Origin of the sequence: Mycolicibacterium stellerae (genome assembly GCF_003719305.1) — a bacterium.
Lineage (GTDB): Bacteria > Actinomycetota > Actinomycetes > Mycobacteriales > Mycobacteriaceae > Mycobacterium > Mycobacterium stellerae.
In genome coordinates this window covers 35685-58212 of the sequence record NZ_RARC01000033.1, presented here as the reverse complement: position 1 = coordinate 58212, position 22528 = coordinate 35685, and the positions used below count along the sequence as shown (strand labels likewise).

The 22528-nt window shown below is 65.7% G+C and carries 25 protein-coding genes, 1 tRNA gene and 1 pseudogene; 17 read left to right on the top strand and 10 right to left on the bottom strand.

All coding sequences use genetic code 11. The features are described 5' to 3' along the window. Positions 1-4: 4 nt before the first annotated feature. Positions 5-871, bottom strand: a complete 867-nt coding sequence (locus D6M19_RS28310; protein ID WP_123028602.1) for a mycofactocin-coupled SDR family oxidoreductase — start codon at positions 869-871, stop codon at positions 5-7. 120 nt (positions 872-991) lie between these two features. On the opposite strand from D6M19_RS28310, the gene D6M19_RS28305 reads away from it, so the two are divergent. Both D6M19_RS28305 and D6M19_RS28300 read left to right on the top strand, forming a co-directional pair. Next, positions 992-2158, top strand: coding sequence for an acyl-CoA dehydrogenase family protein (locus tag D6M19_RS28305; RefSeq protein ID WP_123028601.1), 1167 nt, complete (start codon positions 992-994; stop codon positions 2156-2158). Next, positions 2158-3246 (top strand): acyl-CoA dehydrogenase family protein, encoded by a 1089-nt coding sequence (locus D6M19_RS28300; protein WP_123028600.1) that lies wholly within the window; start codon positions 2158-2160, stop codon positions 3244-3246. Before D6M19_RS28305 ends, D6M19_RS28300 begins: the two co-directional genes overlap by 1 nt. A gap of 48 nt (positions 3247-3294) precedes the next feature. Here D6M19_RS28300 and D6M19_RS28295 read toward each other — a convergent pair whose 3' ends face one another. After that, positions 3295-4479, bottom strand: a complete 1185-nt coding sequence (locus D6M19_RS28295; RefSeq protein ID WP_123028599.1) for an RNA-guided endonuclease InsQ/TnpB family protein — start codon at positions 4477-4479, stop codon at positions 3295-3297. A gap of 116 nt (positions 4480-4595) precedes the next feature. On the opposite strand from D6M19_RS28295, the gene D6M19_RS28290 reads away from it, so the two are divergent. Next, positions 4596-5816 carry a CaiB/BaiF CoA transferase family protein gene (locus D6M19_RS28290; protein WP_123028598.1) on the top strand — a complete coding sequence of 407 codons (1221 nt, stop codon included), beginning with the start codon at positions 4596-4598 and terminating at the stop codon, positions 5814-5816. A gap of 12 nt (positions 5817-5828) precedes the next feature. Beyond that, positions 5829-6686 carry an enoyl-CoA hydratase-related protein gene (locus D6M19_RS28285; protein WP_123028597.1) on the top strand — a complete coding sequence of 286 codons (858 nt, stop codon included), beginning with the start codon at positions 5829-5831 and terminating at the stop codon, positions 6684-6686. Positions 6687-6742: 56 nt separating this feature from the next. Here the strand turns inward: D6M19_RS28285 and D6M19_RS28280 are convergent, their stop codons facing one another. From D6M19_RS28280 to D6M19_RS28270, 3 genes and pseudogenes are all read right to left on the bottom strand, one after another. Further along, positions 6743-8401 carry an FAD-binding protein gene (locus D6M19_RS28280; protein WP_123028596.1) on the bottom strand — a complete coding sequence of 553 codons (1659 nt, stop codon included), beginning with the start codon at positions 8399-8401 and terminating at the stop codon, positions 6743-6745. Continuing rightward, on the bottom strand, positions 8398-9759 hold the full coding sequence (locus D6M19_RS28275) for an aromatic ring-hydroxylating oxygenase subunit alpha (RefSeq protein ID WP_123028630.1): 1362 nt from the start codon (positions 9757-9759) through the stop codon (positions 8398-8400). The genes D6M19_RS28280 and D6M19_RS28275 overlap by 4 nt, the downstream gene beginning before the upstream one ends. A gap of 145 nt (positions 9760-9904) precedes the next feature. After that, positions 9905-10075: pseudogene (locus tag D6M19_RS28270) on the bottom strand (amidohydrolase family protein); the annotation flags it as partial. 52 nt (positions 10076-10127) lie between these two features. Between D6M19_RS28270 and yaaA the strand changes: the two are divergent. From yaaA to D6M19_RS28250, 4 genes are all read left to right on the top strand, one after another. After that, positions 10128-10874 carry a peroxide stress protein YaaA gene (yaaA, locus tag D6M19_RS28265; protein ID WP_123028595.1) on the top strand — a complete coding sequence of 249 codons (747 nt, stop codon included), beginning with the start codon at positions 10128-10130 and terminating at the stop codon, positions 10872-10874. A gap of 173 nt (positions 10875-11047) precedes the next feature. Beyond that, the gene (locus D6M19_RS28260; RefSeq protein ID WP_234835090.1) at positions 11048-11536 is read left to right on the top strand and encodes a hypothetical protein; all 489 of its coding nucleotides are present in this window, start codon (positions 11048-11050) and stop codon (positions 11534-11536) included. Further along, a complete protein-coding gene (locus D6M19_RS28255) occupies positions 11526-12128 on the top strand; it encodes a DUF6529 family protein (protein ID WP_123028593.1) in 603 nt (200 codons plus the stop codon). The genes D6M19_RS28260 and D6M19_RS28255 overlap by 11 nt, the downstream gene beginning before the upstream one ends. Positions 12129-12144: 16 nt before the next feature. Next, a complete protein-coding gene (locus D6M19_RS28250; protein ID WP_123028592.1) occupies positions 12145-12573 on the top strand; it encodes a Rieske (2Fe-2S) protein in 429 nt (142 codons plus the stop codon). A gap of 5 nt (positions 12574-12578) precedes the next feature. Here D6M19_RS28250 and D6M19_RS28245 read toward each other — a convergent pair whose 3' ends face one another. Next, a complete protein-coding gene (locus D6M19_RS28245) occupies positions 12579-13841 on the bottom strand; it encodes an amidohydrolase family protein (RefSeq protein ID WP_123028591.1) in 1263 nt (420 codons plus the stop codon). A gap of 24 nt (positions 13842-13865) precedes the next feature. Here D6M19_RS28245 and D6M19_RS28240 point away from each other — a divergent pair, with 24 nt between their 5' ends. Beyond that, complete coding sequence (locus D6M19_RS28240; protein WP_123028590.1) at positions 13866-14741, top strand: AraC family transcriptional regulator; 876 nt, start codon at positions 13866-13868, stop codon at positions 14739-14741. Between the two features lie 2 nt (positions 14742-14743). Here D6M19_RS28240 and D6M19_RS28235 read toward each other — a convergent pair whose 3' ends face one another. After that, entirely contained in the window at positions 14744-15370 is a 627-nt protein-coding gene (locus D6M19_RS28235) for a TetR/AcrR family transcriptional regulator (protein WP_123028589.1), read from the bottom strand. 108 nt (positions 15371-15478) lie between these two features. On the opposite strand from D6M19_RS28235, the gene D6M19_RS28230 reads away from it, so the two are divergent. Together D6M19_RS28230 and D6M19_RS28225 are read left to right on the top strand one after the other, a co-directional pair. Next, positions 15479-15748: a WhiB family transcriptional regulator gene (locus tag D6M19_RS28230; RefSeq protein ID WP_123028629.1), complete on the top strand. Its 270-nt coding sequence runs from the start codon at positions 15479-15481 to the stop codon at positions 15746-15748. Positions 15749-15846: 98 nt separating this feature from the next. Then, on the top strand, positions 15847-16077 hold the full coding sequence (locus D6M19_RS28225; protein WP_123028588.1) for a hypothetical protein: 231 nt from the start codon (positions 15847-15849) through the stop codon (positions 16075-16077). Positions 16078-16087: 10 nt separating this feature from the next. On the opposite strand, the gene D6M19_RS28220 is transcribed toward D6M19_RS28225, so the two are convergent. Beyond that, positions 16088-17590: an AAA-type ATPase lid domain-containing protein gene (locus D6M19_RS28220; protein WP_234835089.1), complete on the bottom strand. Its 1503-nt coding sequence runs from the start codon at positions 17588-17590 to the stop codon at positions 16088-16090. 169 nt (positions 17591-17759) lie between these two features. Between D6M19_RS28220 and D6M19_RS28215 the strand changes: the two genes are divergently transcribed. The 4 genes from D6M19_RS28215 to D6M19_RS28200 are packed head-to-tail and all read left to right on the top strand — an operon-like array spanning position 17760 to position 20902. Continuing rightward, positions 17760-18797 carry an amidohydrolase family protein gene (locus tag D6M19_RS28215; protein ID WP_123028587.1) on the top strand — a complete coding sequence of 346 codons (1038 nt, stop codon included), beginning with the start codon at positions 17760-17762 and terminating at the stop codon, positions 18795-18797. Positions 18798-18813: 16 nt separating this feature from the next. Further along, complete coding sequence (locus D6M19_RS28210; protein WP_123028627.1) at positions 18814-19536, top strand: iron-sulfur cluster assembly protein; 723 nt, start codon at positions 18814-18816, stop codon at positions 19534-19536. 5 nt (positions 19537-19541) lie between these two features. Continuing rightward, positions 19542-20567 carry an NAD(P)-dependent alcohol dehydrogenase gene (locus D6M19_RS28205; protein ID WP_123028626.1) on the top strand — a complete coding sequence of 342 codons (1026 nt, stop codon included), beginning with the start codon at positions 19542-19544 and terminating at the stop codon, positions 20565-20567. Between the two features lie 11 nt (positions 20568-20578). Continuing rightward, positions 20579-20902: a putative quinol monooxygenase gene (locus tag D6M19_RS28200; protein WP_123028586.1), complete on the top strand. Its 324-nt coding sequence runs from the start codon at positions 20579-20581 to the stop codon at positions 20900-20902. A gap of 7 nt (positions 20903-20909) precedes the next feature. Here D6M19_RS28200 and D6M19_RS28195 read toward each other — a convergent pair whose 3' ends face one another. Further along, complete coding sequence (locus D6M19_RS28195; protein ID WP_164478731.1) at positions 20910-21155, bottom strand: hypothetical protein; 246 nt, start codon at positions 21153-21155, stop codon at positions 20910-20912. 68 nt (positions 21156-21223) lie between these two features. Next, positions 21224-21305 (bottom strand) — tRNA-Leu (locus D6M19_RS28190). 581 nt (positions 21306-21886) lie between these two features. Between D6M19_RS28190 and D6M19_RS35405 the strand changes: the two genes are divergently transcribed. Together D6M19_RS35405 and D6M19_RS28180 are read left to right on the top strand one after the other, a co-directional pair. Continuing rightward, positions 21887-22147 carry a hypothetical protein gene (locus D6M19_RS35405; RefSeq protein WP_234835088.1) on the top strand — a complete coding sequence of 87 codons (261 nt, stop codon included), beginning with the start codon at positions 21887-21889 and terminating at the stop codon, positions 22145-22147. Continuing rightward, positions 22128-22490, top strand: coding sequence for a hypothetical protein (locus D6M19_RS28180; RefSeq protein WP_123028583.1), 363 nt, complete (start codon positions 22128-22130; stop codon positions 22488-22490). The genes D6M19_RS35405 and D6M19_RS28180 overlap by 20 nt, the downstream gene beginning before the upstream one ends. Positions 22491-22528 lie beyond the last annotated feature (38 nt).

Sequence of the window (22528 nt, the reverse complement as noted above, 5' to 3'; positions counted from 1 at the left end):
CCCTTTACACGCCCGCCCACGGCTTGATCTTGAGGAAGCCGCCCGCGTCGACGCGCAGCTGCTGACCGGTGACATAGCGCGCCGCGTCGCTGGCGAGGAACAGCACCGCCTCGCTGATGTCCTCCGGCTCGACATAGGGAATCGGGAAGCCCTGGATCACCGGAAATACGACCTCGGCGTCCTCGCGGGTCGGGTTCTGCAGATCGGGCCGAAACGCCCGGTACATCGGCGGGCTGTGCAACATGTCGGTGTTCACATTGGTCGGATGGATCGCGTTGACCCGGATCTGCTCGGGGCCGAGCGCGTTCGCGAGGTCGTTGACATAGTGTGCGACAACCTGTTTGGCAAAGGCGTAGCCCGCGCCGCCCGGCCCTCCGTCCATGCCGGCGGTGTTCACCGCCGTCGCCATGAAGGCGGCCACCGAACCCGTCGCGATGATCGACGCGCCCGCCGTCAGATGCTTCATGCTCGCGTGCACCAGGTTCATCACGCCGATCAGGTCCACGTCGACGGCGTCCACGAAGGCCTGCGGCGGAAGGCCCGCGGTCAGCGGGCAGATGCCCGCGTTGGCGACGACGATGTCGAGCTTCCCGAACTCGGCGACACCACGGTCGATCGCTGCAGAAAGGGCGGCGCGGTCGCGGACGTCGGCGATCTCGGCGTGCGCGCGCCTGCCTTCCTTCTCGACCAGCCGGGCGGTCTCGTCGAGCTCCTCGGGCCGGGCCAGCGGGTACTCGTTGGTCTCGATGTCCGCGCAGATGTCGACGGCGATGATGTCGGCACCCTCTGCGGCGAGCAGTTGCGCGTGAGATCGGCCCTGCCCTCGCGCCGCGCCACTGATCAGCGCAACCTTGCCCTCGACCCTGCCCATCGTCGCCCTCCTTGACTGTCCACCCGAGCCGGATTGGGAACCTTCGAGTCACCTCGCAGAGATCGCTATACTACCTAAAATTATAAAGATGCCAATCGGCCCGATCTCGAACAGGACACCGTGGACTTCTCATATCCGGCGGAGGCGGAGCAGTTCCGCAAGGAGCTGCGGACCTGGCTCACGGCGAATCTGACCGAGGAGGTCAAGGACGCCGACCGGGTCCGCGGGCGCGACGCCGATGCCTTCGACACGCTTGCGGCATGGGACGCGGCGGTGGCCGACGCGGGCTGGGGTGCGGTGTCCTGGCCGCAGGAATACGGTGGCCGCGGCGCTACGGTGCTCGAACAGCTGGTCTACGCCGAGGAGACGACGCGAGCGCGAGCTCCGGTGCCGCTCAACGTGATCGGGATGAACAACATCGCCCCGGCGATCATGCAGTACGGAACCGATACACAGAAGACAACGCTGCTTCCCCGGATGGTGCGCGCCGACGACATCTGGTGTCAGGGCATGTCGGAGCCGGAAGCGGGCTCGGATCTGGCGTCGCTGCGCACCCGCGCCGTCCGCGACGGCTCCGGAGATGGGGCTGACTTCGTGGTCAACGGCCAGAAGATCTGGACGTCGCTTGGTCACCGGGCCGACTGGTGTCAGCTGTATGTGCGCACCGACCCCGAGGCGCCCAAGCACAAGGGCATCTCTTGCCTCATCGTCGACATGCGGCTGCCCGGCATCGAAGCCCGCCCGCTGGTCACGCTCAACGGCGCGGCCGATTTCGCGGAGGTGTTCTTCAACGACGTTCGGGTGCCCGCCGACGCGCTGCTTGGCCCACTGGACGCGGGATGGCGGGTGGCCACGACGACGCTGAGCCACGAGCGCGCAGGTGCGGCACGGCTGTATGCACAGGTGGAAGTCCTGTTGGCCGACCTGGTTGCGGACCTGGCCGGACACACCGTCGGCGGCAAGCCGGTGCTCGAGGACGGTGCGACGCTGCGCAGGCTCGGTGACCTCGCGGTGCGGATCAAATACCTCGAGTTGTTGTGCAAGCGATCGATATCGGCGACCTTGCACGGCGGTGACGCGCTCGGGTCGGCCAGCCTGGCCAAGAGTGTGTGGGCGGAGTTGGGCCAAGATCTCGCCGAGTTGGCATTCGACGTGCTCGGCTCGGATTCCTGTGGTCAGCGGTGGGTGGACCGTCGCCTGTCGTCGCGCTCGCTGACCATCGCGGGCGGGACGACACAGATCAACAAGAGCATCACGGCCACTCGTGTTCTTGGGCTGCCGCGCTGATGAACCTGGAGCTCACAGACGAGCAGATCGCTCTTCGCGACACCGTCAGGCGATTTCTCGCCGAAAAGGCAAGCGTGGCAGCATATGTGCGGCCCATGCTGGATGATCCAATGGGCACCACAGACGCGGTGTGGCGCGGCCTCGCGGGCCTCGGCGCTACGGGGGTACTCGTCCCGCCGGATCACGACGGCGCGGGCATGTCGATGGTGGAGGCAGGCGTCGTCGCCGAGGAACTGGGCGCCGCGCTCGATCCCGGGCCGTGGCTGTCGAGCGCGGTCGCAGCGACGAGAGCGCTGACCCGAACCGGTTCGAGCGACGGGCTGCTGGCTGAAATCGCCCGCGGGACAGCAATAGCCACGGTCGCGCCGTTGACCGGTGTGCGGCCTGGCGCCGATGGCGCGACGCTGCGCGGTGGGCTGACCGCCGTGTCCGATGCCGCGGCGGCGACCGTGTTGTTGGTGCTGGCCGATGAATCGCCGGGTGCCGGGCTCTATGCCGTCGACCCCGCATCCGAGGGCGTCGCGGTGACGGCACGGCCCCACGTCGACCCGACACGGAAGCTGTTCGACGTCGAACTCGACGGCGCGACCGGGAGGCGGTTGGCCGATGCGCACCCGGATGCAGTTGCAGGACTCGTCGACGACGTGACGATCGCACGCGCCGCCGATGCCCTCGGCGCCGCCGCCGCGGTGATGAACATGGCCGTCGAGTATGCGAAGGTGCGCAGGCAGTTCGACCAGCCGATCGGCAGCTTCCAGGCCGTCCAGCACATGTGCGTCGACATGTACGAGTCGGTCGAACTCGCCCGCAGCGGCGTCATCCACGCGTTGTGGGCAGCCGATGCGGCTGATCCCGCCGAGCGGCACCGTGCCGCGTCGCGCGCCAAGGCATTCGCGGGCAGGCTCACCGCCGTCGGCGACACCGCGATCCAGGTGTTCGGCGGCATCGGCTTCACCTGGGAGCACGACGCGCACCTCTACCTCAAGCGCCTGCTTGGCTGGAGTGCATACCTCGGCGCGCCCGGCCGTCACCTCGAGGAGGTCGGCGCGCAACTCGTCAGCGAACTGAATCGAAAGGTCTTGCATTGACGTCCTCCCCGGACTGAACTCCGGAGATTCCAACCCCAATCCCATCGACTATGCGGCAGGAGTAGAGAGTTGAGGTTCACGGTTCGCAGACCGCCCAGCGGCGAGGTCTCCCCGTGCAGTCACCACCCGTCCGGCGGCGATGTTGCGTGCAGCGTTCACGTCGGCGTTGCACCGGCCGGCAGTGCAGGCAATGCACTCGAAAACCGCTTGGCTCTTGCGGTTCCCGGGTGCGATGTGCCCGCACGCGGAACAACGTTGCGACGTATACGGGGCTGGGATCAGCTCGACCCGGCCGCAAGCCTTGTGCTGCAAACGTCTGACCAGCATCCCCCAACCACTACGGCTGATTGCGCGGTTCAGCCCACGTTTCTGAGCGACTCCCACGCCCGATTGATCGGCGGTGCCGCGAGCAGTGCGGGTCATCGCACGAATGTCAAGGTCCTCGACCCTGATCAGGTCGAATCTCCGCGCGACGTCGGTGGTGGTCTTCTCCACCCAGTCCCTCCGCCGATCCCGCTCGCGGGCCCTCAGCTTCGCGATCGCACGTTTCGTCTTTTCGCGGCGACGGGAACCCCGCTTGGCTCGGGCGAGTCGCCGCTGCAATATCCTCAATCGCTTGCGCTCACCCGTTGTCAGACTTGGTACGTGCAGAAGCTCGCCGGTGGAGAGCGCGGCAGACACGGCTACACCGCGGTCGATGCCGACCACACTGCGGTCGCTCGGACCGGTGATCGGGTCGGGGATATGGGCGAAGGCGATATGCCAGCGGCGAGCCCGATCCCGAGTGATCCGGTAGGACTTCACGCCGTCCGGTACCAGGCGCGACAGGCGAAATCGTACCCACCCGACCTTGGGCACCCAGACTCGACCGAAGTGGCGATTCAGCCGCTCGACGTGACGGGGCTTCACAGCGACCTGTCGAAACCCTTCGTGCACTCCGGCTTTGCGCCATGTCGGTCGGCGGTGCGTACGGTTGAAGAAATTCTGCATGGACTGTGCGAAATCCCGCAGCGCTTGCTGTTGTACCGTCTGACTCCCAGCGCGAAGCCACGCATATTCGGCCCGCGCCTCAGTGAGTTGTGCGCACTGCTCTCCATAATTTGGAGCACTTCGACCACGTTGCCAGTGCAGTTGCTGCTCCACCGCCAGATTCCACACATACCGCGCGTCCCGGCAATGCGCCAACAGCCCCTGCTCCTCCTCAGGAGTTGGCAACAGCCGAAACCGCGACATACGCGCACCGTAGTCAACGGCACCGACATCCCCCGCCCTAGCACGCCAGCGCTACATCGGCGATCGGATTACTTGCCCGGACTGAAGTCCCGGGTTTCCAGTCTAAGGAGGCTGCAATGAGCCAAGTCCTGAGCGGCGTGCGGGTCATCGAGCTTGCCTCCTGGACATATGTGCCGTCCGCGGGCGCGGCGCTGGCGGACTGGGGCGCCGACGTCATCAAGGTGGAGGACGTCAAGGCGGGTGATCCGGGGCGGGCGCTGGTCATCGGCGGCTTCACCCGGCAGAACGCCAGAGCCGACGTCGACTTCATCCTCGAGATCGGCAACCGCGGCAAGCGCAGCGTTGCGATCGACATCAAGACCGACACCGGCCGCGAGTATTTCGGCCGCCTGCTTGCCACCGCCGACGTCTTGCTCACCAACTGGCGTCCCGGCGCGCTGGAACGGGCGCGGCTGACCGTCGAGGACATCCGCTCGTTCAACCCGAACATCATCATCGCTCGCGGCACCGGCGCGGGCGTCCGCGGCCCGGACCGGGAGAAGGGCGGGTTCGACGCGGCGACCTACCTTTCGCGCGGCGGGGTGTCCTACACCATGACGCCGTTCGGCACCGAAACCCCCGCGGTGCAGGGCCCGGGCTTCGGCGACCTGCAGGGCGGAATCACGCTCGCGGGCGGTGTATGTGCCGCGCTGTTTCATCGGGAGCGCACCGGCGAGCCGTCCGTCGTCGACTCATCCCTTCTGGCGCAGGCGATGTGGACCATCGCTCCCTCGATCTCGGTCGCTGACCTCTTCGGCATCGACGGGATCCCCGGCGCGCCGCCGGGATTGGCGATCAACCCATTGGTGAACCGCTACAAGACGCGCGACGGCAGATGGCTGCAGATGGTCTTCCTGCAGCCCGACCGGTTCTGGGCGGGCTTCTGCGAGCGGATCGGCCTGCCCGAGCTCGCCAGCGACGAACGTTTCGTGCCGTCGAGCAACCTGATCGCCAACGCGGAGGAAGCGTGCAAGCTCGTCGGCGAGAGGCTCGCCAGCGAGGATCTCGAGTACTGGCGCGAAGCGCTGGCCGACGAGCCGGGCGTATGGGCGGCGCTGGCGACGCCGAAGGAGACGCTCAACGATCCGCAGGTGAGACCGAACGGCTACGTCATCCCCAATGTCGACGACCAAGGCGTGGAATATCAGATCGTCGCCGCACCAGTGCAATTCGACGAGACGCCCCCGAAGGCCGCGCGAGCTCCCGAACATGGTCAGCACACCGAGGAGGTTCTTCTGGAGCTCGAACTCGACTGGGACGACATTTCGGCGGCCAAGGACAACGGCGCGATTCTGTAGAGGAGTGGCCACATGACACGGGAGCGGCGCGAACTCGAATCGGTGATCTACGAGCGTGAACCACCGATCGCCCGGATCATCCTGAACCGGCCCGACAAGGCCAACACCAAGGACGCCAGCCTGGTGCAGGAGGTCGACGCCTGCCTGCATGAGGCCGACCGCGACAAAGAGATCAAGGTCGTAATCCTGAAGGCGAACGGCAAGGGCTTCTGCGGCGGCCACGTGGCGAGGTGGGGACCCGACGAGAACCCCTACCCGGATTTCGGGGACACGTTCGAGGACCTGTACAAGGGCACCGCCGATCTGTTCCTTTGGCCGACGCTGTACCTGTGGGAGTTCCCGAAGCCGACGATCTCCCAGATTCACGGCTACTGCATGGGCGGCGGAATCTACCTGGGGCTGCTGACGGATTTTTCCGTCGCGTCCGAGGATGCGTATTTCCAGATGCCGCTCGCGCAAAGCCTGGGCGAGCCCGGTGGCCACACCATGATCGAGCCGTGGCTGATGATGAACTGGCATCGCACGATGGACTGGCTTCTTCTGGCGCCGACGCTTTCCGCGCAGGAGGCGCTCGAGTGGGGTCTGCTGAACAAGGTCGTGCAGCGGGACGCGCTGGAGGACACCGTCGAGGAGATGGCCCGCAAGATCGCCCAGATCCCGCTGACCACGTTGATGGCGGTGAAAAGCAATGTGAAACGGGCGTGGGAACTGATGGGCATGCGGGTTCATCTACAGATGAGCCACGTCATGACGAACATGGTCGGCGCGGCGTCCGACGTGCAGGCGCGACGGGCCGAGCTCATCCAGTCAGGCTTGAAGCCAAGGGATTTCGTCGCCGACGGGGAGACTCCCCCCGGCGAGCAGACGTAAAGGTACCCGTAGAGCCCGTCACAAGGGTACTTTTGCGACTGCTCGCGAGGGGAAAGTTAGCGGCCGGCGGCGTGTAGCGCCGCGACGTATCCGAAGATCATCGTGTTGGCGATACTGCCGCCTGCACCCAGATAGTTGCGCCCCATTACCGTCGCAGTGATGTTTCCGGTCGCATACAGACCGTCGATCACCTCGTCGCGTTCGTTGAGCACCTGGGCGTGCTCATTGGTGATCAGACCCCCGCACGTGCCGACGTCGGCGGGGAACACCCTGGTGGCGTAGAACGGCGCGCGATCCAGCGGGCCGAGCGCGGCGTTGGGCTTGTATCCGGGATCGCCGAGACAGGCGTTGTACGCCGACTGGCCCCGGCCGAAGTCGGGGTCGAGGCCCTTGGCCGCGAACTCGTTGAATCGCTTGACTGTTTCCTCGAGCGCGGCGGGGGGGACGTCGATCTGGCGTGCGAGGTCGGCGATGGTATCGGCGCGTTTGACCACACCCTGTTCGATCAGTCCCGCCGACAGCGTGCGCTTCTTCAACGGGTTGGCGCCCGACACATACCGGCCGACGTATCCCTCGTCGAAGACCTGCCAGCATGGTACGGCCTTGGCCGCGTACATCGCCTTGCCCACCTCGACGTAGGAGTTCGACTCGTTGCAGAACCGCTTGCCCGCCCCGTCGACGTAAATGGCGCCTGGGCGCTGCCGCCCGGACCCCAGCGATGCTGCGCCCGGGTCCTGGATGAAAACCATTGGAAGCCACCAGGCTTCGTCGAGTAGATCGGTCTTTGCGCCGAGGTCCATCGCCGTCTGCAGGACTTCCCCGGTGTCGCCTGCGTTGGCGATCGACCACGATCCGTCGTTGGGCTGGTCGCCGCTGTAGCGGCGGCGCATGTCTGCGTTGCGGCTAAAGCCGCCCGCCGCGAGCAGAATGCCCCTGCGCGCCTCGATGTTCATCGATGAGCCGTTGTGGTTGACTCGCGCGCCGACTACGCGGCCGTCCTCGACGATGAGATCCTCCATCGCGGCGTTCGTCCACACCGGCGGCTCACCCTTGACATCGATGAGAACCTTCAGGATCTGACCGATGAACGACGCGCCGTTGGTCATCAGGTCGCGTCGCCGGACCTTGGCGAGGTTGGTGCGCAGGAACACCCGCATCGCGACGGCGAACGCGCGCGGCGACCGGTTGAAGTACTGCACCGCGCGCAGCTCGTTGGTCTTGACGACGAAACCGTAGTTCTTGGCCATCGACGGCTGGACCTTGTCCCTCCAGTCGCCGAGCACAGCGGAGTCGTACGGTATCCCCTCAACGGAGCGGCCCGCCGTGTTGCCGCCCTTGTGGTTCGGGTAGTAGTCGCTCCAACCGGGGCATCGAACCAGCCGAACTCCCTTGCGCAAAAGGAAGTCGATCATCTGGTAGCCCGCGGTCAGGAAGGCCTCGCGGCGGGCAGGCGAGGACGCCGCGCCGATATCACCGACGACGTCGTCGAAGTAGGCCAGCCCGTCCTCGAGCGAATCGGATATGCCCTCGGCGCGCATCAGCGGGTTGTTCGGCAGCCAGACCATGCCACCCGACATTCCGGTGGAACCGCCGATGAGGTCCTGCTTTTCGACGACCAGCGGCTCGATCCCCGCATCGACGGCGGCCAGCGCGGCCACCATTCCCCCACCGCCGCTGCCCGCGATCAACAGGTCGACAGACTTGTCCCACGTCATGACGCGGGGACTGTTTCGGTCAACTCGAGGTCGGCCACGGGTACGTCGATGGTGGTGTTGGTGGCCTGAATCGCCGGCACCAGCCGCTCGTAGGGCACGCCGGCGAGGAAGCCGTCGATCACCCGCTCGAAGTTCGAGATCAGCCCCTCGATCTTGTCCGACAGCCGCATGTACTCGAATCCCTTGGCATGCAGGCCTTTCTGTTGCTTCGGCAGGTTGGAGAAGTCCTGGGCCGGGATCATCGGCCAGCTCGGGTCGTCCGGTGCCAGCGGTTCGGGTGCGGTCGGCCTACCCTGCGAGCGGTCGTTCGGGTAGCGGGTCAGCGACCACACCTCGAACAGTGTCTGCTCCGGCCCGAGCGGGCGGATCCGGTACGACGAAGCGCTGCTGTACTGCGGCAAAAGGAAATAGTGCGGGAACGCGAATCCGATCGGGTCGATCACGCGGCGGCGCTCCAGGTCGTTCAGGTCGGGGAAGTCGCAGTCGCGGGCCCTGTGCCACTTCGTCACGGCGTCATTGACGGCGGCACGCCAGGCTGTCATCGCCTGAGCAGGATCGTCCGGCAGCGACATGTGCTGCAGCCCCTCGGCGATCCGGATGTCGTTCTCGTGTGTCATCCCGCCCATGCCGGAGCCGAGCGTCCTCATGAAGTACAGGCTGGCCTGGATGAGCGGGTTTACCGTCGAGGAGTCCGGGTGAAACGATGCGGGCAGCAACTGCGGATGCGTCTGCGGTACGTGATATCCCTCCATGAACGCCGCGGTCGCCAACTTCCAATTCACCGGCAGCAGGCACGATTTCCACCATTCGGTGCGCAACGCCGACACCTTGAACTCGTCGTGTCTGGAGGCGAACGGCTCGATGCAGTCGCGTAACGGCGGGGCGTCGTCGTCGAGGTTGATCCACGCGCAGCCGCCCCAGAGCTCACACCGCACCGGCGCGAGCGCGAGATCGTCGGCGCCCAGATTGCCTTCATCGAATTCGTCGGCCCGCAGGACGAAGGTGTTCTTGCCGTCGAGACCCCAGCACCATCCGTGAAACGGACAGACGAAGCTGCGACGAGACCCCCTGCCCTCGACCAGCTTCATGCCGCGGTGGCGACAGGAGTTGTAGTAGGCGCGTACGGTCGACGCGTCGACGCGTACCACGATGATCGACTGGTCGAGAATCTCGTACTCGACGAAGTCGCCGGGTTTGGGGATCTCCTCGAGCCGGCACGCCATCTGCCAGACGCGGGGCCAGAAGAGCTCGGCCTCCAGCGCGTAGAACTCCGGGTCGTAGTACCGCTGCTTGGGGATCCTGTCCACGGACTGAACCGCCCATGGCACCGGTAGCGGTGCCCAGTCCAATTTCACCAACTTGCTCACCCCTCATCGGCGGCCCGGCTTCTAAAATAGCAAAAATAGCAAGACTGGCGAAGAGCGGCGCTAGTCGCCCCTGATCAGCCGGTCCATGTCCACCATTTCGTCGGTGTCTGGCACCTCCCGCACCGGGCTGCGGGCGTCAGGTCGGTGCGTAGAAGCGCCGGGCGTTCAGCCCGCCGATCTTCGCGCGGGTCTCCTCGCTGATGTCGAGCCGGGTCCGCAAATGCGTTGTGCTCTCCGGCCATTCGCCGTCCCAATGCGGGTAGTCGCCGGCAAACATGATCAAGTCGTCGCCCAGCACGTCGATGATCCGCATCTTTGTAAAGATACGACCCGGGCAGTTAGCGATAACCTTTTCGCTCGTGATCGTGCTGCTGCCGCCGTCGGAGACCAAACGGGCCGGAGGTGACGGTCCACCGCTGCGGCTGGACTCGTTGAGCTTCCCTGCACTTCGGCCGGTGCGCGCCGCGCTCGTGGACGAGCTGATGACGCTGGCGGCCGATCCCCCGGCGTGCAGGCGTGCGCTCGGCATCTCCGCATCCCAGGACCACGAGATCGATCGCAACCGCGCGCTGTCCTCCGCGGCTACCCTGCCCGCGATCAACCGGTACACCGGCGTTCTGTACGACGCCCTCGATATCCAGTCGCTCAGTGGCACAGCGCTTTCCCGGGCGCGCGCCCGCCTCGCGGTCGGCTCGGCGTTGTTCGGGCTCCTGCGCGCAGACGATCCGATACCCGCCTACCGGCTGTCCGCGTCGTCGAAACTCCCCGGGCAGCCGACGCTGGCATCGCGCTGGCGGCCCGCCCTTGAACCGGTCCTCGCCGAGATCGCGGCCGAGGAACTGGTCGTCGACCTGCGGTCGGGCTCCTACGCGGGGCTCGGCCGGTCACCGGCCGCGGTTCGCGCCGATGTGGTCTCCGAGCACGCCGACGGCCGCCGCACCGTGGTCACTCACTTCAACAAGGCGCACAAGGGCAGGCTCGCGCGGGCGCTGGTCAGCAGCAGGGCCGAACCCGACGACGCGGGCAAGGTGGCCGCTATCGCGAGGCGGGCGGGTATGCGGGTCGAGCGGGACGGCAACGAACTCACCGTCGTCGTCGACGCCTGAGCGATTCGACGTGTTCAGTTGCGCTCGTCAACGCAACCAACCACGCCGAAATCGCAGGTCGCCGCAATCTCCACGCGATCTCCACACTTTCTTCATGCACCGCCGCCTTGCGCCGACGCATGCTCCTGACACCCGAGCCACAACGGCCCGTGTTAACAGCCAGGAGAATCACCGTGAAGATCAAAGGCCCCATTGCAACCCTCGGCGCGGTCGCCGTCCTCGGCACCGGACTATGGCTGGTGAACGTCAGCAAGCAGTCCGAGCCTGCGCCGCAGCCCGCAGCAGCGACCGTCACGTCCGTGCCTGCAGCGGTGCCAGCGGCCGAGCCGGCACCCACCCCAGCCCCTGCGCCGAGTACACCCGCGGCCGTGCCCTTCGGCGGCCGGGAGGACTTCGTCGCCGACATCCCGACCAAGAGCGGCAACCTCGCTCTGGAGATCAGGGTGACCGGGGACGAGGCGAGGGCGTACGCCTGCGATAACGCGGGCATCGAGACATGGTTCTCGGGCAGTGCCGCCAACGGACTGCTCAAGCTCGACAGCGCCGACAAGCTCAGCCACCTCGACGGCCGCCACCAGGGCAACACCGTCGTGGGCAACCTGCGGATCGGTGAAAAGAGCTGGGACTTCACCGCTGTGCCGGGTGAGACCAGTGCGTTCTGATCAGCCGGCCGACACCGACGTCTACGGTGCACGGACCCGGCCAGCGCCCGCCACTACTCCCGCAGGTGCCGTCGCGACCCTGGTGGCCGTTCTGATCGGCGCCGCCGTCGCCGTCGGGCTCGGCGCGTTCGGCAAAATCCATGAGCCACAGTTCTTTTCGGTCAGCGTTGCCGGGTTCTCCAGCGGAACCGCGGTGAAAACGTGGCTAGCGACATTGGCCGTGTCCCTTGCGGTGTTCCAGTTGGTGTCCGCGTTCGCGATGTACCGGTTGATCCCCGGCGGTCGGGCGCCGTCCTGGATCACCACCGCGCACGTGTGGTCCGGACGGCTGGCCGTGCTGGCCAGTGTGCCCGTCGCCGTGCACTGCCTTTACGCGCTCGGCTTCCAATCGGGTGATTCCAGGGTGTTCTTCCACTCCCTGTTCGGGTGCTTCTTCTATGGCGTGTTCGTCACCAAGATGATGCTGCTCACCCGGAAAGGCCTTCGGCCATGGGTTATTCCGATCGTCGGTGGCCTGCTGTTCTTCGTGCTCGTGTATGTCTGGCTGACCTCGGCCCTGTGGTTCTTCGAAACCACCGGCGTCACATTGTAGAAAGCAGGTACTCGATATGTTCATCTCCCGCCGCCAGGCCCTGGTCAACACGGGGATCTCGTTGGCCGCCACCACGATCGCGGGTTGTGCCACCTACGGAAAGCCACCGGCGGCACCCGCGGCAACCCCGGGCACCGCTGCGACGCCCAACGATGCGGCGGTGACGGTAAAGGCGATCGCCAGCACGGCCGACATTCCCGTCGGCTCAGGTGTGATCGTCGACGACCTGGTCATCACGCAACCGACAAAGGGCAGATTCAACGGCTTCTCGGCCATCTGCACACATGCCGGATGCACGGTCGCGGAGGTGGTGGGCGCATCCATCAATTGCCCCTGCCACGGCAGCAGCTTCAACCTGGACGGCTCCGTCGCCAACGGGCCTGCCAACCGCCCGTTGGACGCCAAAGACATCGTGGTGCAGGGTGATTCGATCGAGCTGGCCTAGCGATTTCACGCCTTGGCGAGCTGCTTCTGCTCGTACAGCCGCGCCCACTCCTTGCGCGGCCTTATCGACACATCGACATCGGTGGCCTTGGCGCGCAATGCCGCGACGTTCGCCTGCTCGCGGGGCGTACGCGCGAACGGATCCCAGCCGAAGAACCGGCACGAGTTCTGCCAGGTGATCTTGTTGATGTCGGAATCGTCAGCGCCCGCGGCGTTGAGCTCGGCAAGCACCTGCTCGGGCGCGTCTGGCCAGAAGCAGTCGGAGTGCGGGTAGTCGCACTCCCAGGCGATGATGTCGATGCCGATCTCGTGGCGCAGCTTCAGCGATGTCTTGTCGGTGACATAACACGCCAGCGAGTGCTCGCGGAACACGTCGCTTGGCAGCTTGTCGCCGAAGTCGCGGCGTAACCACTTTTGGTTCGTGTAGTGCCGATCGCTGCGGTCGAGGTAGAACGGGATCCAGCCGATGCCGCCCTCGGAGAACGCGAACTTCAAGTCCGGATAGCTGCGCATCGCCGGCCCCCACAACAGATCCTGCGCGCACATCGCCGACACCTGCGTCGCCAGGATGATCAGGTTGTCGATCGGGGCGTTCGGTGCCATGCTGATCGCCCCGAATCCCGTGCCGATGTGCAGGCACATCACCACGTTCTCCTCGGAGAGTGTCCGGAACACCCGACCCCAGTACTCGTCGTCGTGGTAACTCGGAAGCCCTTCCAGGTGAGGTAGTTCCGGCATGGTGACGGCACGGCAACCCTTGGCGGCGACGCGGCGGATCTCGGCGCACATCGCCTCCGGGTTCCACGTCGGCAACACAGCGATCGGGATGAAACGATCCGGGTAACTGCCCGCCCACTCGTCGATGTGCCAGTCGTTGTAGGCCGACACCATCACCAGCGTCACCTCCTCGCGGTGCATGTTGAGGTGCCTGGCGGAGAAGCCGGTGAACGTCGGGAAGCACATCGAGGCGAGGATCCCGTTGCGGTTCATGTCCCTGACGCGCTCGTGCACGTCGTACACGCCGGGGCGCATCTCGGCGAAGCCCGCCGGGTCGCGGCCCCACTCCTCCGCCGGCCACGACACCACGGCGTTCAGCCCGCTGACGCCCTGCGGTCTGCCCTGATACATCCACTGGTCGACGCCGTTGTCGTCGGTCACGACGATCGGCGCCTCGGCCTTGTACTTGGCGGGCACATGGTTGAGGAACATGTCCGGCGGCTCTACCACATGGTCGTCGATGCTCACCAGGATCAGGTCGTCGGTCTGCATACCCAAGTAGTACCGTCTACGGGTGTGACCGTCTCTGCGCTATCGGACAGAGGTTTAACCGAACCGGCCAAGGATCGACGCGGCGTTTCCCGCCACCCCACCCGGCGGGTCATCGAACTTCGCCGCGGAGGCCGGGCACTGGGCGGGAGCTACCTCTACGAGGGCGAGGGTTTGATCACCGGCTGGCACAGCCACGAGGTACACCAGATCGAGTACGCGATCGGCGGAGTCGTCGAAGTCGAGACCGCCGCCGCACACTATCTGCTGCCGCCTCAGCAGGCGGCGTGGATTCCGGCCGGGCTCGATCACCAGGCGACGATGGCGCCGGGCGTGCGGACGGTCGCGGTGATGTTCGATGCGAAGATGATTCCCACCGGCGGCGACCGGACGCGAATCCTGGCGGTGTCACCGCTGATCCGGGAGATGATGATCTATGCGCTGCGGTGGCCGATCGACCGAGGCGTGGGCTCCGCCCACGACGAGAGGGTCTCCGACGCGTTCTTCCGCACCCTTGCCGACTTGGTCGTCGAGGCCCTCGATCATGAGGCGCCGCTGAGCCTTCCGACCTCCGAGCATCCGATCGTCGACGCGGCGATGGCCTTCACGAAGGAGCACCTGCAATCGGTGAGCGCCGACCGGGTGAGCCGCGCGGTCGCGGTCTCGGAGCGCACTCTGCGCCGACTCTTCCACGACGAGCTCGGCCTCTCGTGGCGGACCTACCTTCTGCACGCCCGCATGCTGCGGGCGATGGCGCTGCTCGCCTCGCCCGGCCAGACGGTGCAGGAAACGTCTACGGCAGTGGGGTTCGAGAACCTCAGCTCGTTCTCCCGCGCCTTCACCGAGTTCTGCGGCGAGACACCGAGCACCTACCGCAAAAGAGTCGCCGCGGAAAGGGTTTGAAACTAATCGAGGCGGCGGAACAGCCCTTCACGCAGCAGCATCGTGACCGAGGCCTGCCATCGTTGAAGCTGCGCGGGGCTGGTCAACGGCTCGGGTAGGTTGCGCTCGATGTGGCCGCGCAGAATGAAGGTGCCGAGAGCCAGCACAAGCGAGTTGATGGCGGCCCACGTCAGATCAATATCCGGGCGGGTCTCGCCGCGGTCACCTCGTTGATTCCACCGGGCCGTGCCGGAATCCAGCAGGGCGTCGAAGATCATGTATCCGACAGGCCGGCCGTCGATCAATGCCCGGCCGACATAGTCCGTGACGTCGGGAATCTCGGAGATCATCCGGGTCACCCGGTCACCGATCGCGGCGACCGAATCCGATGTGGTTTCCGGAACCGGCTGCGTGATCTGGCTGATCACAACCGCGAGAGCGTAGTCGTCCACAGCCTTGATCAGGCCGGCCTTCGTGGCGAAATGGTGCTGCACCAGACCAAGGGACACCCCTGCGGCCGCGGCGACCGCGCGTAGCGAAGTACCCGAGATGCCTTGGGTGGCAACCATTTGCAATGCCGCATTGCGGATTCGCTCGACGGTCGTGAGCTCGTCTGCGCCGACGCGGTCGGCTTCCGGCAGCAGGGTCATCGTTGGTCGGAATCGGTGGTCACACCGTTAGAGTAGACAATACGTTTGTATCGTGTCTACGATACAAACGTATTGGTCGGTGCGCAGGATGTGGGGAGGTTCAAGTCCGTGTATCTCAGTCTGATAGACGAACCGTCGACCTTCGCGTGCACACGCGATCCCGATCGGTGGACGACCAGGGCCGATGACGGCGCCAAGGCGTTATGCCGCGAGTGCCCAGCGCGCTGGCGATGCGCGCAAGAGGCCTGCATGACGCCGGGAGCGGAGGGCGTGTGGGCAGGCATCCTGATACCCGAGGCGGGCCGCGGCCGCCGACACGCGCTCAAGCAGCTGCGTGAACTCGCAGAACAGAACGGATTTCCGGTCCAAACCACGTGAACTGATCGCATGCCGACAGGTGGGCTGTTAGTTTCGTTTCCGCCGAAACGGGGCAACACCTGATCGTCATGCTCGGCCAGTCACTAGGGGGGACCTTCGTGGATGAGCGACTCGCTTCTGACAGACCCGCGTCCGAGGCCATCGCGACGACAGGGCTCTTCTTGAACATCGCGTCGGTGATCGCCGTCGCGGTGAGCGTTGCCAGCTGGGGCGCATCCGATGCCGTCATCGCCGCGGTTGCAGGGGTGACCGCAGTGCTCGCGTTCGTCGGCAGCTTGGTCTGCTTCGGCAAGCAGGCAGAGGACCGCGAGGCCCAGCAGGTCGCTTGACAGCCGATCGTCAGCGGCGTTCGCGCGGAATTCGAACGTTGTACGCAGCGATCTTGCGGTACAACGTCGCGCGGCTCATCCCCAGCTCACGGGCGACCTCGGCCATCGTCAACCCGTCCGCGTTGAGGACCCGAACAATCTCGCCCCTTTCGAACGCCTCGATGCGGGACAGGTGACGGGTGTTGCCCGCCAACACTTCCGGCGGCAGCAGGCCGATGTCGATCACGTCTGCCCGACCGGCCGCCGCCGCCACCACCCGCGACAGCTCGTCGACGTTTCCCGGCCAGTCGTAGCACCTCAGCGCTCGCGCCGCGGTGCTGCTGAAGCCGATCTCGCGCCCGCGGGCGCGAGTAGCGATGTGATTCGCCAGCGGTAGCACGTCGTCGGGCCGGTCCCGAAGCGACGGCACCGGCACGACCGCATCGACCAGGCCGGCCAGCGCGGCCGGAATGTCTTCGAACCGCTCGGCCGTCACCGCGAACGGAACCGAACCCGAAGCGGTGCCGAGCCGGATCAGATCACGCAGCCGTTCGGCCACCCAGCCCGGCAACATGTCGACCTCGCGGACGATGACCGCGGTATGGTCCTTGCCGAGCTCGGGTCCCCACAGTCCCAGCCACGTCTGCACATCGGTCGGCGCGGGCGCACTGGCCGACAGGATGCGGTCCCGCGGATAGGTGTGGCGCGCGGCCTGCGCCAGCAGGGTGGCTCGACCCGAGCCCGCTTCACCGACGGCGGCGACGATGGAGCCGGCCGCCATCGCCCGCTCGGCGCGAGCGACCGCGGCGTTCCAGGCTTCCGAAAGATCGTGCATGGTTCCCGATCCCGGTTCGAGCCGCGGCACCTCCACCCGGAATACCTGACCACGCGTCGCCGGGCGCGGGCTTCGTCCAGACGAGCGGGCGACCATCAGCGCGGTGGTGTTGCTTGCTGCGGACCGCGCCAGCGCGAGAAGCAGATCGCTGGACGACCGCGACCAGGTGGTGAGGTTGACGCTGCCCTCCAGCCGGCCCGATGCCGGATCGAACACCGGCACCGCGGCGCAGGTGAACGTGCACAGGCTCAGCGCGTAGTGCTGGTCGGCGCGCACCAGCGTCGGCACCCGGTCGGCCAGCGCCAGGCCGAGGCCGTTGGTGCCGACGTCACGCTCGGCGTAGGCGAAACCCGGCGCGAGGTGGACGTCATCGAGGGCTTGGAGCAGGCCGCGATCACCCGACAGCCGTGACAACACGACACCCTCGGCGTCGGTGAGCATCAGGCTGACCGGCTCCCCGACCAGCGTGCTGTGCAGGTCGGCGAGCACCTCGTTACCGCATTGGAAGAAAAGCGAGCCGAGGTCGTCGGTGCCGGTGAATACGGGTTCGACCTCTTCGAGTGGGACGCCGTAGCCCTCGCTGCGCTGCCACGACGCCAGCAGCCGACGGGGCACGCCGCCATCTTCGCGGTGGGCCAGGTCGTGCATCCGCACTCGGTCTACGAAGTCGTCGGGCACCGGCACCTCACTGTGATCCACGTTACAAGCAGGATGGCACCCGTCGCGTGCCGTAGCAGCGCCACGACGTCTCAGATTGAGACAGCCGGGCCATCGGCAGAGTGCGAAAACACTTCTAGAGTCGCCCGCAGGTTGTGACAGCGATCACACGCTGCGCACTGCCAGCCCAGCCCGAAGGAGAACGCCGCTCATGTACCGCAAGGACGACACCAGCTACTTCATCGTCGACGCCCACGTAGCCCTGTGGGATGCCCGGCCGGACAATCAACGCAACATTCACGGCAAGCAGTTCATCGACTGCTTCTACGACTATCACCGCAACCTGTCGCCGGAGTCCGAGGTGTGGGGCTACGACGAATATCTCTATCAGGGCGGTGACCGCTTGATGAAAGACCTGTTCACCGACGGCTATGTGGACCACGCGATCTTTCAGCCCGCTGCGCTCAACGAGTTCTACTACAAAGGATTCGGCCAGACCGACGAAGCGTCCGACCTCGCCGCCAAGCACCGGGACAAGCTGACCTACAACCACAACTGGGATCCACGCAACGGCGAAGCGGGCATGGACCAGCTGCGGGTCGACGCGGAACGGTTCGGCCTGAAGGGCGTCAAGCTCTATACCGCGGAGTGGCACGGTGATTCGCGGGGTTGGCGGCTCGACGACCCATGGGCCTACCGCTATTTCGAGCTGTGCCGGGAACTCGGTATCCGCAACATCCACGTGCACAAGGGCCCGACAATCCGGCCGCTGGACCGCGACGCATTCGACGTCGCCGACGTGGACCACGTCGCCTCCGACTTCACCGACCTGAACTTCATCGTCGAGCACTGCGGACTGCCCCGGCTGGAGGATTTCTGCTGGATCGCCACGCAGGAGCCGAATGTGCACGCCGGTCTGGCGGTGGCGATGCCGTTCATTCACACGCGGCCCAAGTATTTCGCGCAGATCGTCGGCGAGTTGCTGTACTGGATCGGCGAGGACCGCATCCAGTTCGCATCGGACTACGCGATCTGGACACCGCGTTGGCTCGTGGAGGCATTCGTCGACTTCCAGATTCCCGAGGACCTCGGCGAGTACGCGCCGATCACCACCGAGCAGAAGAAGAAGATCCTCGGGCTCAACGCCGCCAAGATGTACGACATCCCGGTGCCCGCCGAGCTGCAGTTGCCCTCGGCCGGGGAGCCGGCCGTCGGTCCGCGCGGCGCCGACAACCTCGTGGGGGCATGACGTGGATCGCGACGAAATGGCTTACACCGCACTGGGCGCGGTGGTCGATCCCGAGTTGGACGAGCCGATAACCGCGCTCGGGTTCGTCCGCTCGCTGATGGTGTCGCCGAGCGGAAACGTCAAGGTGCACCTGCGGCTGCCGACGTCGTTCTGCTCGCCGAACTTCGCCTACTTGATGGCCTCGGACGCGAAAGATGTCCTGGGCGCGCTCGATTGGACCCGACGGGTCGTCGTCGTACTGGACGACCACCACGACTCGGAGATCATCAACGCAGGCCTGGCCGCGGACGCCGGGTATCGCGGAACATTCGGGCATGAGGCGGAGGAGAGCCTCAACGAGCTACGCGAGACTTTTCGGCGCAAGGCCCACACGGCGGCGGTGGAGCGCTGCCTGACCGGGCTGCTTCGCGCAGACCCGCAGCGCCAGGAATCGTCGCTGGGCGACGTCCGGCTGGGCCAGCTTCCCGACGACGCAACGACAGATGCGCTGCTTCGGCGCAGGCGTGCACTCGGACTGTCCACGGAGCCAGACGCTTTGGTGATGGTGGATCACCTGGGTAGCGGCTACGCACCGGACGATGTGCCGCTGGCGCTGCGACGGGCCCGTTCGACCCGGATCTCCATCGACGGCAACGCACACTTCTGCCGCGGTCTGTTGCGGACGCGCTACGGGGACCGCGACGAGGAGACCTTCATTCCGCTGACCACGCTGATGACGAGAGTAGGAGCACGGCAATGAGCACCATGCGAGCCGTCCAGGTGGTCGGTTACCACCGGAATCTTGAGATGACCGAGGTCGACAAGCCGACTCCGACCGGGCCCTTCGACGTGGTCGTCAAGATCGGCGGCGCCGGGGTGTGCCGCACCGACCTGCACATCCTCGAAGGCCAATGGGCCGAGAAGTCACAGGTCCAGCTGCCCTACACGATCGGCCACGAGAACGCCGGCTGGGTCGAGGCGATCGGATCGGCGGTCACCAACGTCTCAGAGGGCGACAAGGTCATCGTGCACCCGCTGATCACCTGCGGGCTGTGCCGCGCGTGCCGCTCGGGCGACGACGTGCACTGCGAGGCCAACGCGTTCCCGGGCATCGACACCAACGGCGGCTACGCGGACTACCTGAAGACCTCTGCGCGCAGCGTGGTGAAGATCGACGATGCACTGGAGCCCTCCGACGTCGCCGCCCTGGCGGATGCGGGGCTGACGGCGTATCACGCCGCGGCCAAGGCGGCCCGACGGCTGACCCCGCGCGACAAGTGCGTGATCATCGGCGCGGGCGGCCTCGGCCATATCGGAATCCAGGTGCTCAAGGCGCTCTCCCCCGCCGAGTTGATCGTCGTCGACCGAAATCCGGACGCACTCAAGCTCGCCGAGGCGATCGGCGCCGACCAGGGCGTGGTGGCCGACGGCACGCAGGTGGACCAGGTGCTGTCGCTGACAGGCGGGAACGGCGCCGAGGTCGTCGTCGACTTCGTCGGCGAAGGCGGCGCGACGGCCGAGGGCGTGGCGATGCTGCGACGGGCCGGTGACTACCACGTCGTCGGCTACGGGGAGAACATCAACGTGCCGACGATCGACATCATCTCCACCGAGATCAACTTCATCGGCAACCTGGTCGGGTCCTACAACGACCTGTGCGATCTGATGGCGCTTGCCGCGCGGGGTGCGGTGAACCTGCACACCCAGAAGTACGCACTGGACGACTTCCAGTCCGCCATAGACGATCTCGACAACGGTAATGTCCGGGGTCGAGCGATTCTCACGCCTTAAGGAGTACTCAGATGATCTTCATCGTCGTCAAGTGGAAGCCGAAGCCAGAGTATGCCGAGAGCTTCACCGACGAGGTTTCCGAGTTCACCACGGCCACCCGCAACGAGCCGGGAAACTTGTTCTTCGAGTGGTCACGCAGCCTGGACGACCCGTCGGAATACGTTCTGGTGGAGGGGTTCCGCGATGGCGACGCGGGCAAGGAGCACGTCACCAGCGAGCACTTCAAGAAGTTCGTCGCGGGCGCGCCCGCACTGCTCGCGTCGACGCCGCAGATCATCAGTCACGAGATCCACGCGACCGGGTGGGGCGAGATGGGCGAGATAAAGGTCGACTAGACGCGGGTCACTGCGGAGGCGGTGGCGCCAGCGGGCGGCAGTCGTTGATCGCCGGATCCCACCAGCCGTCGGGTGAGCAATTCATCGGCATGACCAGACCGGTAGGGCGGCACTCGTTGGCGACCGGATCCCAGTACTCGGTGCCGAAGCTACAGTCCGCGTGGCTGACGGCGGGAGAGATCACGGTTACGAACGCCAGCGGAGCGACTCCGGCCGCGGCGACGGACGCGATGCGTCGAACGATCTTTTTCATGTAATGGATCTTGCCGAACGGCTCACTTTTCAAACGCGTCATCGATTGATGACGCCGTAAACAACAGGTGCGCGAGGGGGGACTCGAACCCCCACGCCCTAGGGCAATGGAACCTAAATCCATCTCGTCTGCCAGTTCCGACACTCGCGCTTGAGCGCAATGATGGTACCGCTCGACAAGCCAAGGACTTGTCGGCCGCGATACCTAGCTTGGAAGTCATGCGGTCGGCCGAGGAGTTCGAACGGGTGCAACGGCTCGTTGCAGCGGGGCTCAACGACTGCGCAATAGCGCGACGCACCGGCATTCCGCGCCGAACTGTGAGAGACATGCGGGCAAAGCCGGCCGTCGCACGACGACATGTCGCGGGTACATCAGCGTGCGGAATCGAGCACAGATTCGCTGAGATTTCGCCAAAGCCCTACTGCTACTTGCTTGGGCTATACCTCGGCGACGGATGCATCTCACGCGCTGGCCGAGTATGGCACTTGCGAATCACGCTCGATAAGAAGTACCCGGCAATCATCCACCGTTGCCGACAGGCAATCGACATGTTGATGCCCACTCAACGCGCCGGGGTCGTTAACAGAGTGGGGTGCGTCGACGTATATCTCCTTTCCAAGCACTGGCCATGCCTCTTTCCTCAGCATGGCCCCGGTAAGAAGCACCACAGGCGTATCGCCCTCGAACCATGGCAGCAGGCGCTCGTCGACAAAGAAACCGAAGAGTTCGTCATGGGCCTGATTCACAGCGACGGGTGCCGGGTGATAGCCAACGATCGCGGTGTGATGAGCGTTCGTTATCACTTCTCGAACATGTCCGAGGACATCATCGGCCTGTTCACCGCCGCCCTCGACGCTCTCGACATCCCATGGACGCGGTCGAGTAAGAAGATCGTCTCCATCTACCGCAAAGCCGCGACCGCCCGCCTCGACATATTCATCGGGCCGAAGACCCGCGCGGTACCGTTGAACGGTGTCCACTACACGGCGTAGGAGACCGGCGCTCATCGCGCTGGTTGCCGTCGCCGCGGCAGGCTGCCTGGCCCTGGCCTGGTGGCAGTGGACCCGCTTCGAATCGGCGTCGGGCAGCTTCCAGAACCTCGGCTACGCCCTGCAATGGCCGCTGTTCGCCGGGTTCTGCGTCTACGGTTACTACAAGTTCGTCCGCTACGAGGACGCACCGCCAGAACCGAGGAGTCACGACGCCGTCACCGAGATCCCGGCCGGCCTGCTACCCGAACGACCGAAGCCCGCAACACAATCCGACGACGATCCCGCAATCCGGGAGTACAACGCCTACCTTGCCGACCTGGCCGAGAAAGACAAAGAACCGTGACCGATACCCCCGCACCCACTATCCCCGTCGAGTCCATC

Bases quoted from the DNA above. Each gene is read 5' to 3' on its own strand.
- D6M19_RS28310 (WP_123028602.1), bottom strand. From the start codon at position 871: ATGGGCAGGGTCGAGGGCAAGGTTGCGCTGATCAGTGGCGCGGCGCGA.
- D6M19_RS28300 (WP_123028600.1), top strand. From the start codon at position 2,158: ATGAACCTGGAGCTCACAGACGAGCAGATCGCTCTTCGCGACACCGTC.
- D6M19_RS28295 (WP_123028599.1), bottom strand. From the start codon at position 4,479: ATGTCGCGGTTTCGGCTGTTGCCAACTCCTGAGGAGGAGCAGGGGCTG.
- D6M19_RS28290 (WP_123028598.1), top strand. From the start codon at position 4,596: ATGAGCCAAGTCCTGAGCGGCGTGCGGGTCATCGAGCTTGCCTCCTGG.
- D6M19_RS28285 (WP_123028597.1), top strand. From the start codon at position 5,829: ATGACACGGGAGCGGCGCGAACTCGAATCGGTGATCTACGAGCGTGAA.
- D6M19_RS28280 (WP_123028596.1), bottom strand. From the start codon at position 8,401: ATGACGTGGGACAAGTCTGTCGACCTGTTGATCGCGGGCAGCGGCGGT.
- D6M19_RS28250 (WP_123028592.1), top strand. From the start codon at position 12,145: ATGTTCATCTCCCGCCGCCAGGCCCTGGTCAACACGGGGATCTCGTTG.
- D6M19_RS28245 (WP_123028591.1), bottom strand. From the start codon at position 13,841: ATGCAGACCGACGACCTGATCCTGGTGAGCATCGACGACCATGTGGTA.
- D6M19_RS28235 (WP_123028589.1), bottom strand. From the start codon at position 15,370: ATGACCCTGCTGCCGGAAGCCGACCGCGTCGGCGCAGACGAGCTCACG.
- D6M19_RS28215 (WP_123028587.1), top strand. From the start codon at position 17,760: ATGTACCGCAAGGACGACACCAGCTACTTCATCGTCGACGCCCACGTA.
- D6M19_RS28210 (WP_123028627.1), top strand. From the start codon at position 18,814: ATGGCTTACACCGCACTGGGCGCGGTGGTCGATCCCGAGTTGGACGAG.
- D6M19_RS28205 (WP_123028626.1), top strand. From the start codon at position 19,542: ATGCGAGCCGTCCAGGTGGTCGGTTACCACCGGAATCTTGAGATGACC.
- D6M19_RS28200 (WP_123028586.1), top strand. From the start codon at position 20,579: ATGATCTTCATCGTCGTCAAGTGGAAGCCGAAGCCAGAGTATGCCGAG.
- D6M19_RS28195 (WP_164478731.1), bottom strand. From the start codon at position 21,155: ATGAAAAAGATCGTTCGACGCATCGCGTCCGTCGCCGCGGCCGGAGTC.
- D6M19_RS35405 (WP_234835088.1), top strand. From the start codon at position 21,887: ATGGGCCTGATTCACAGCGACGGGTGCCGGGTGATAGCCAACGATCGC.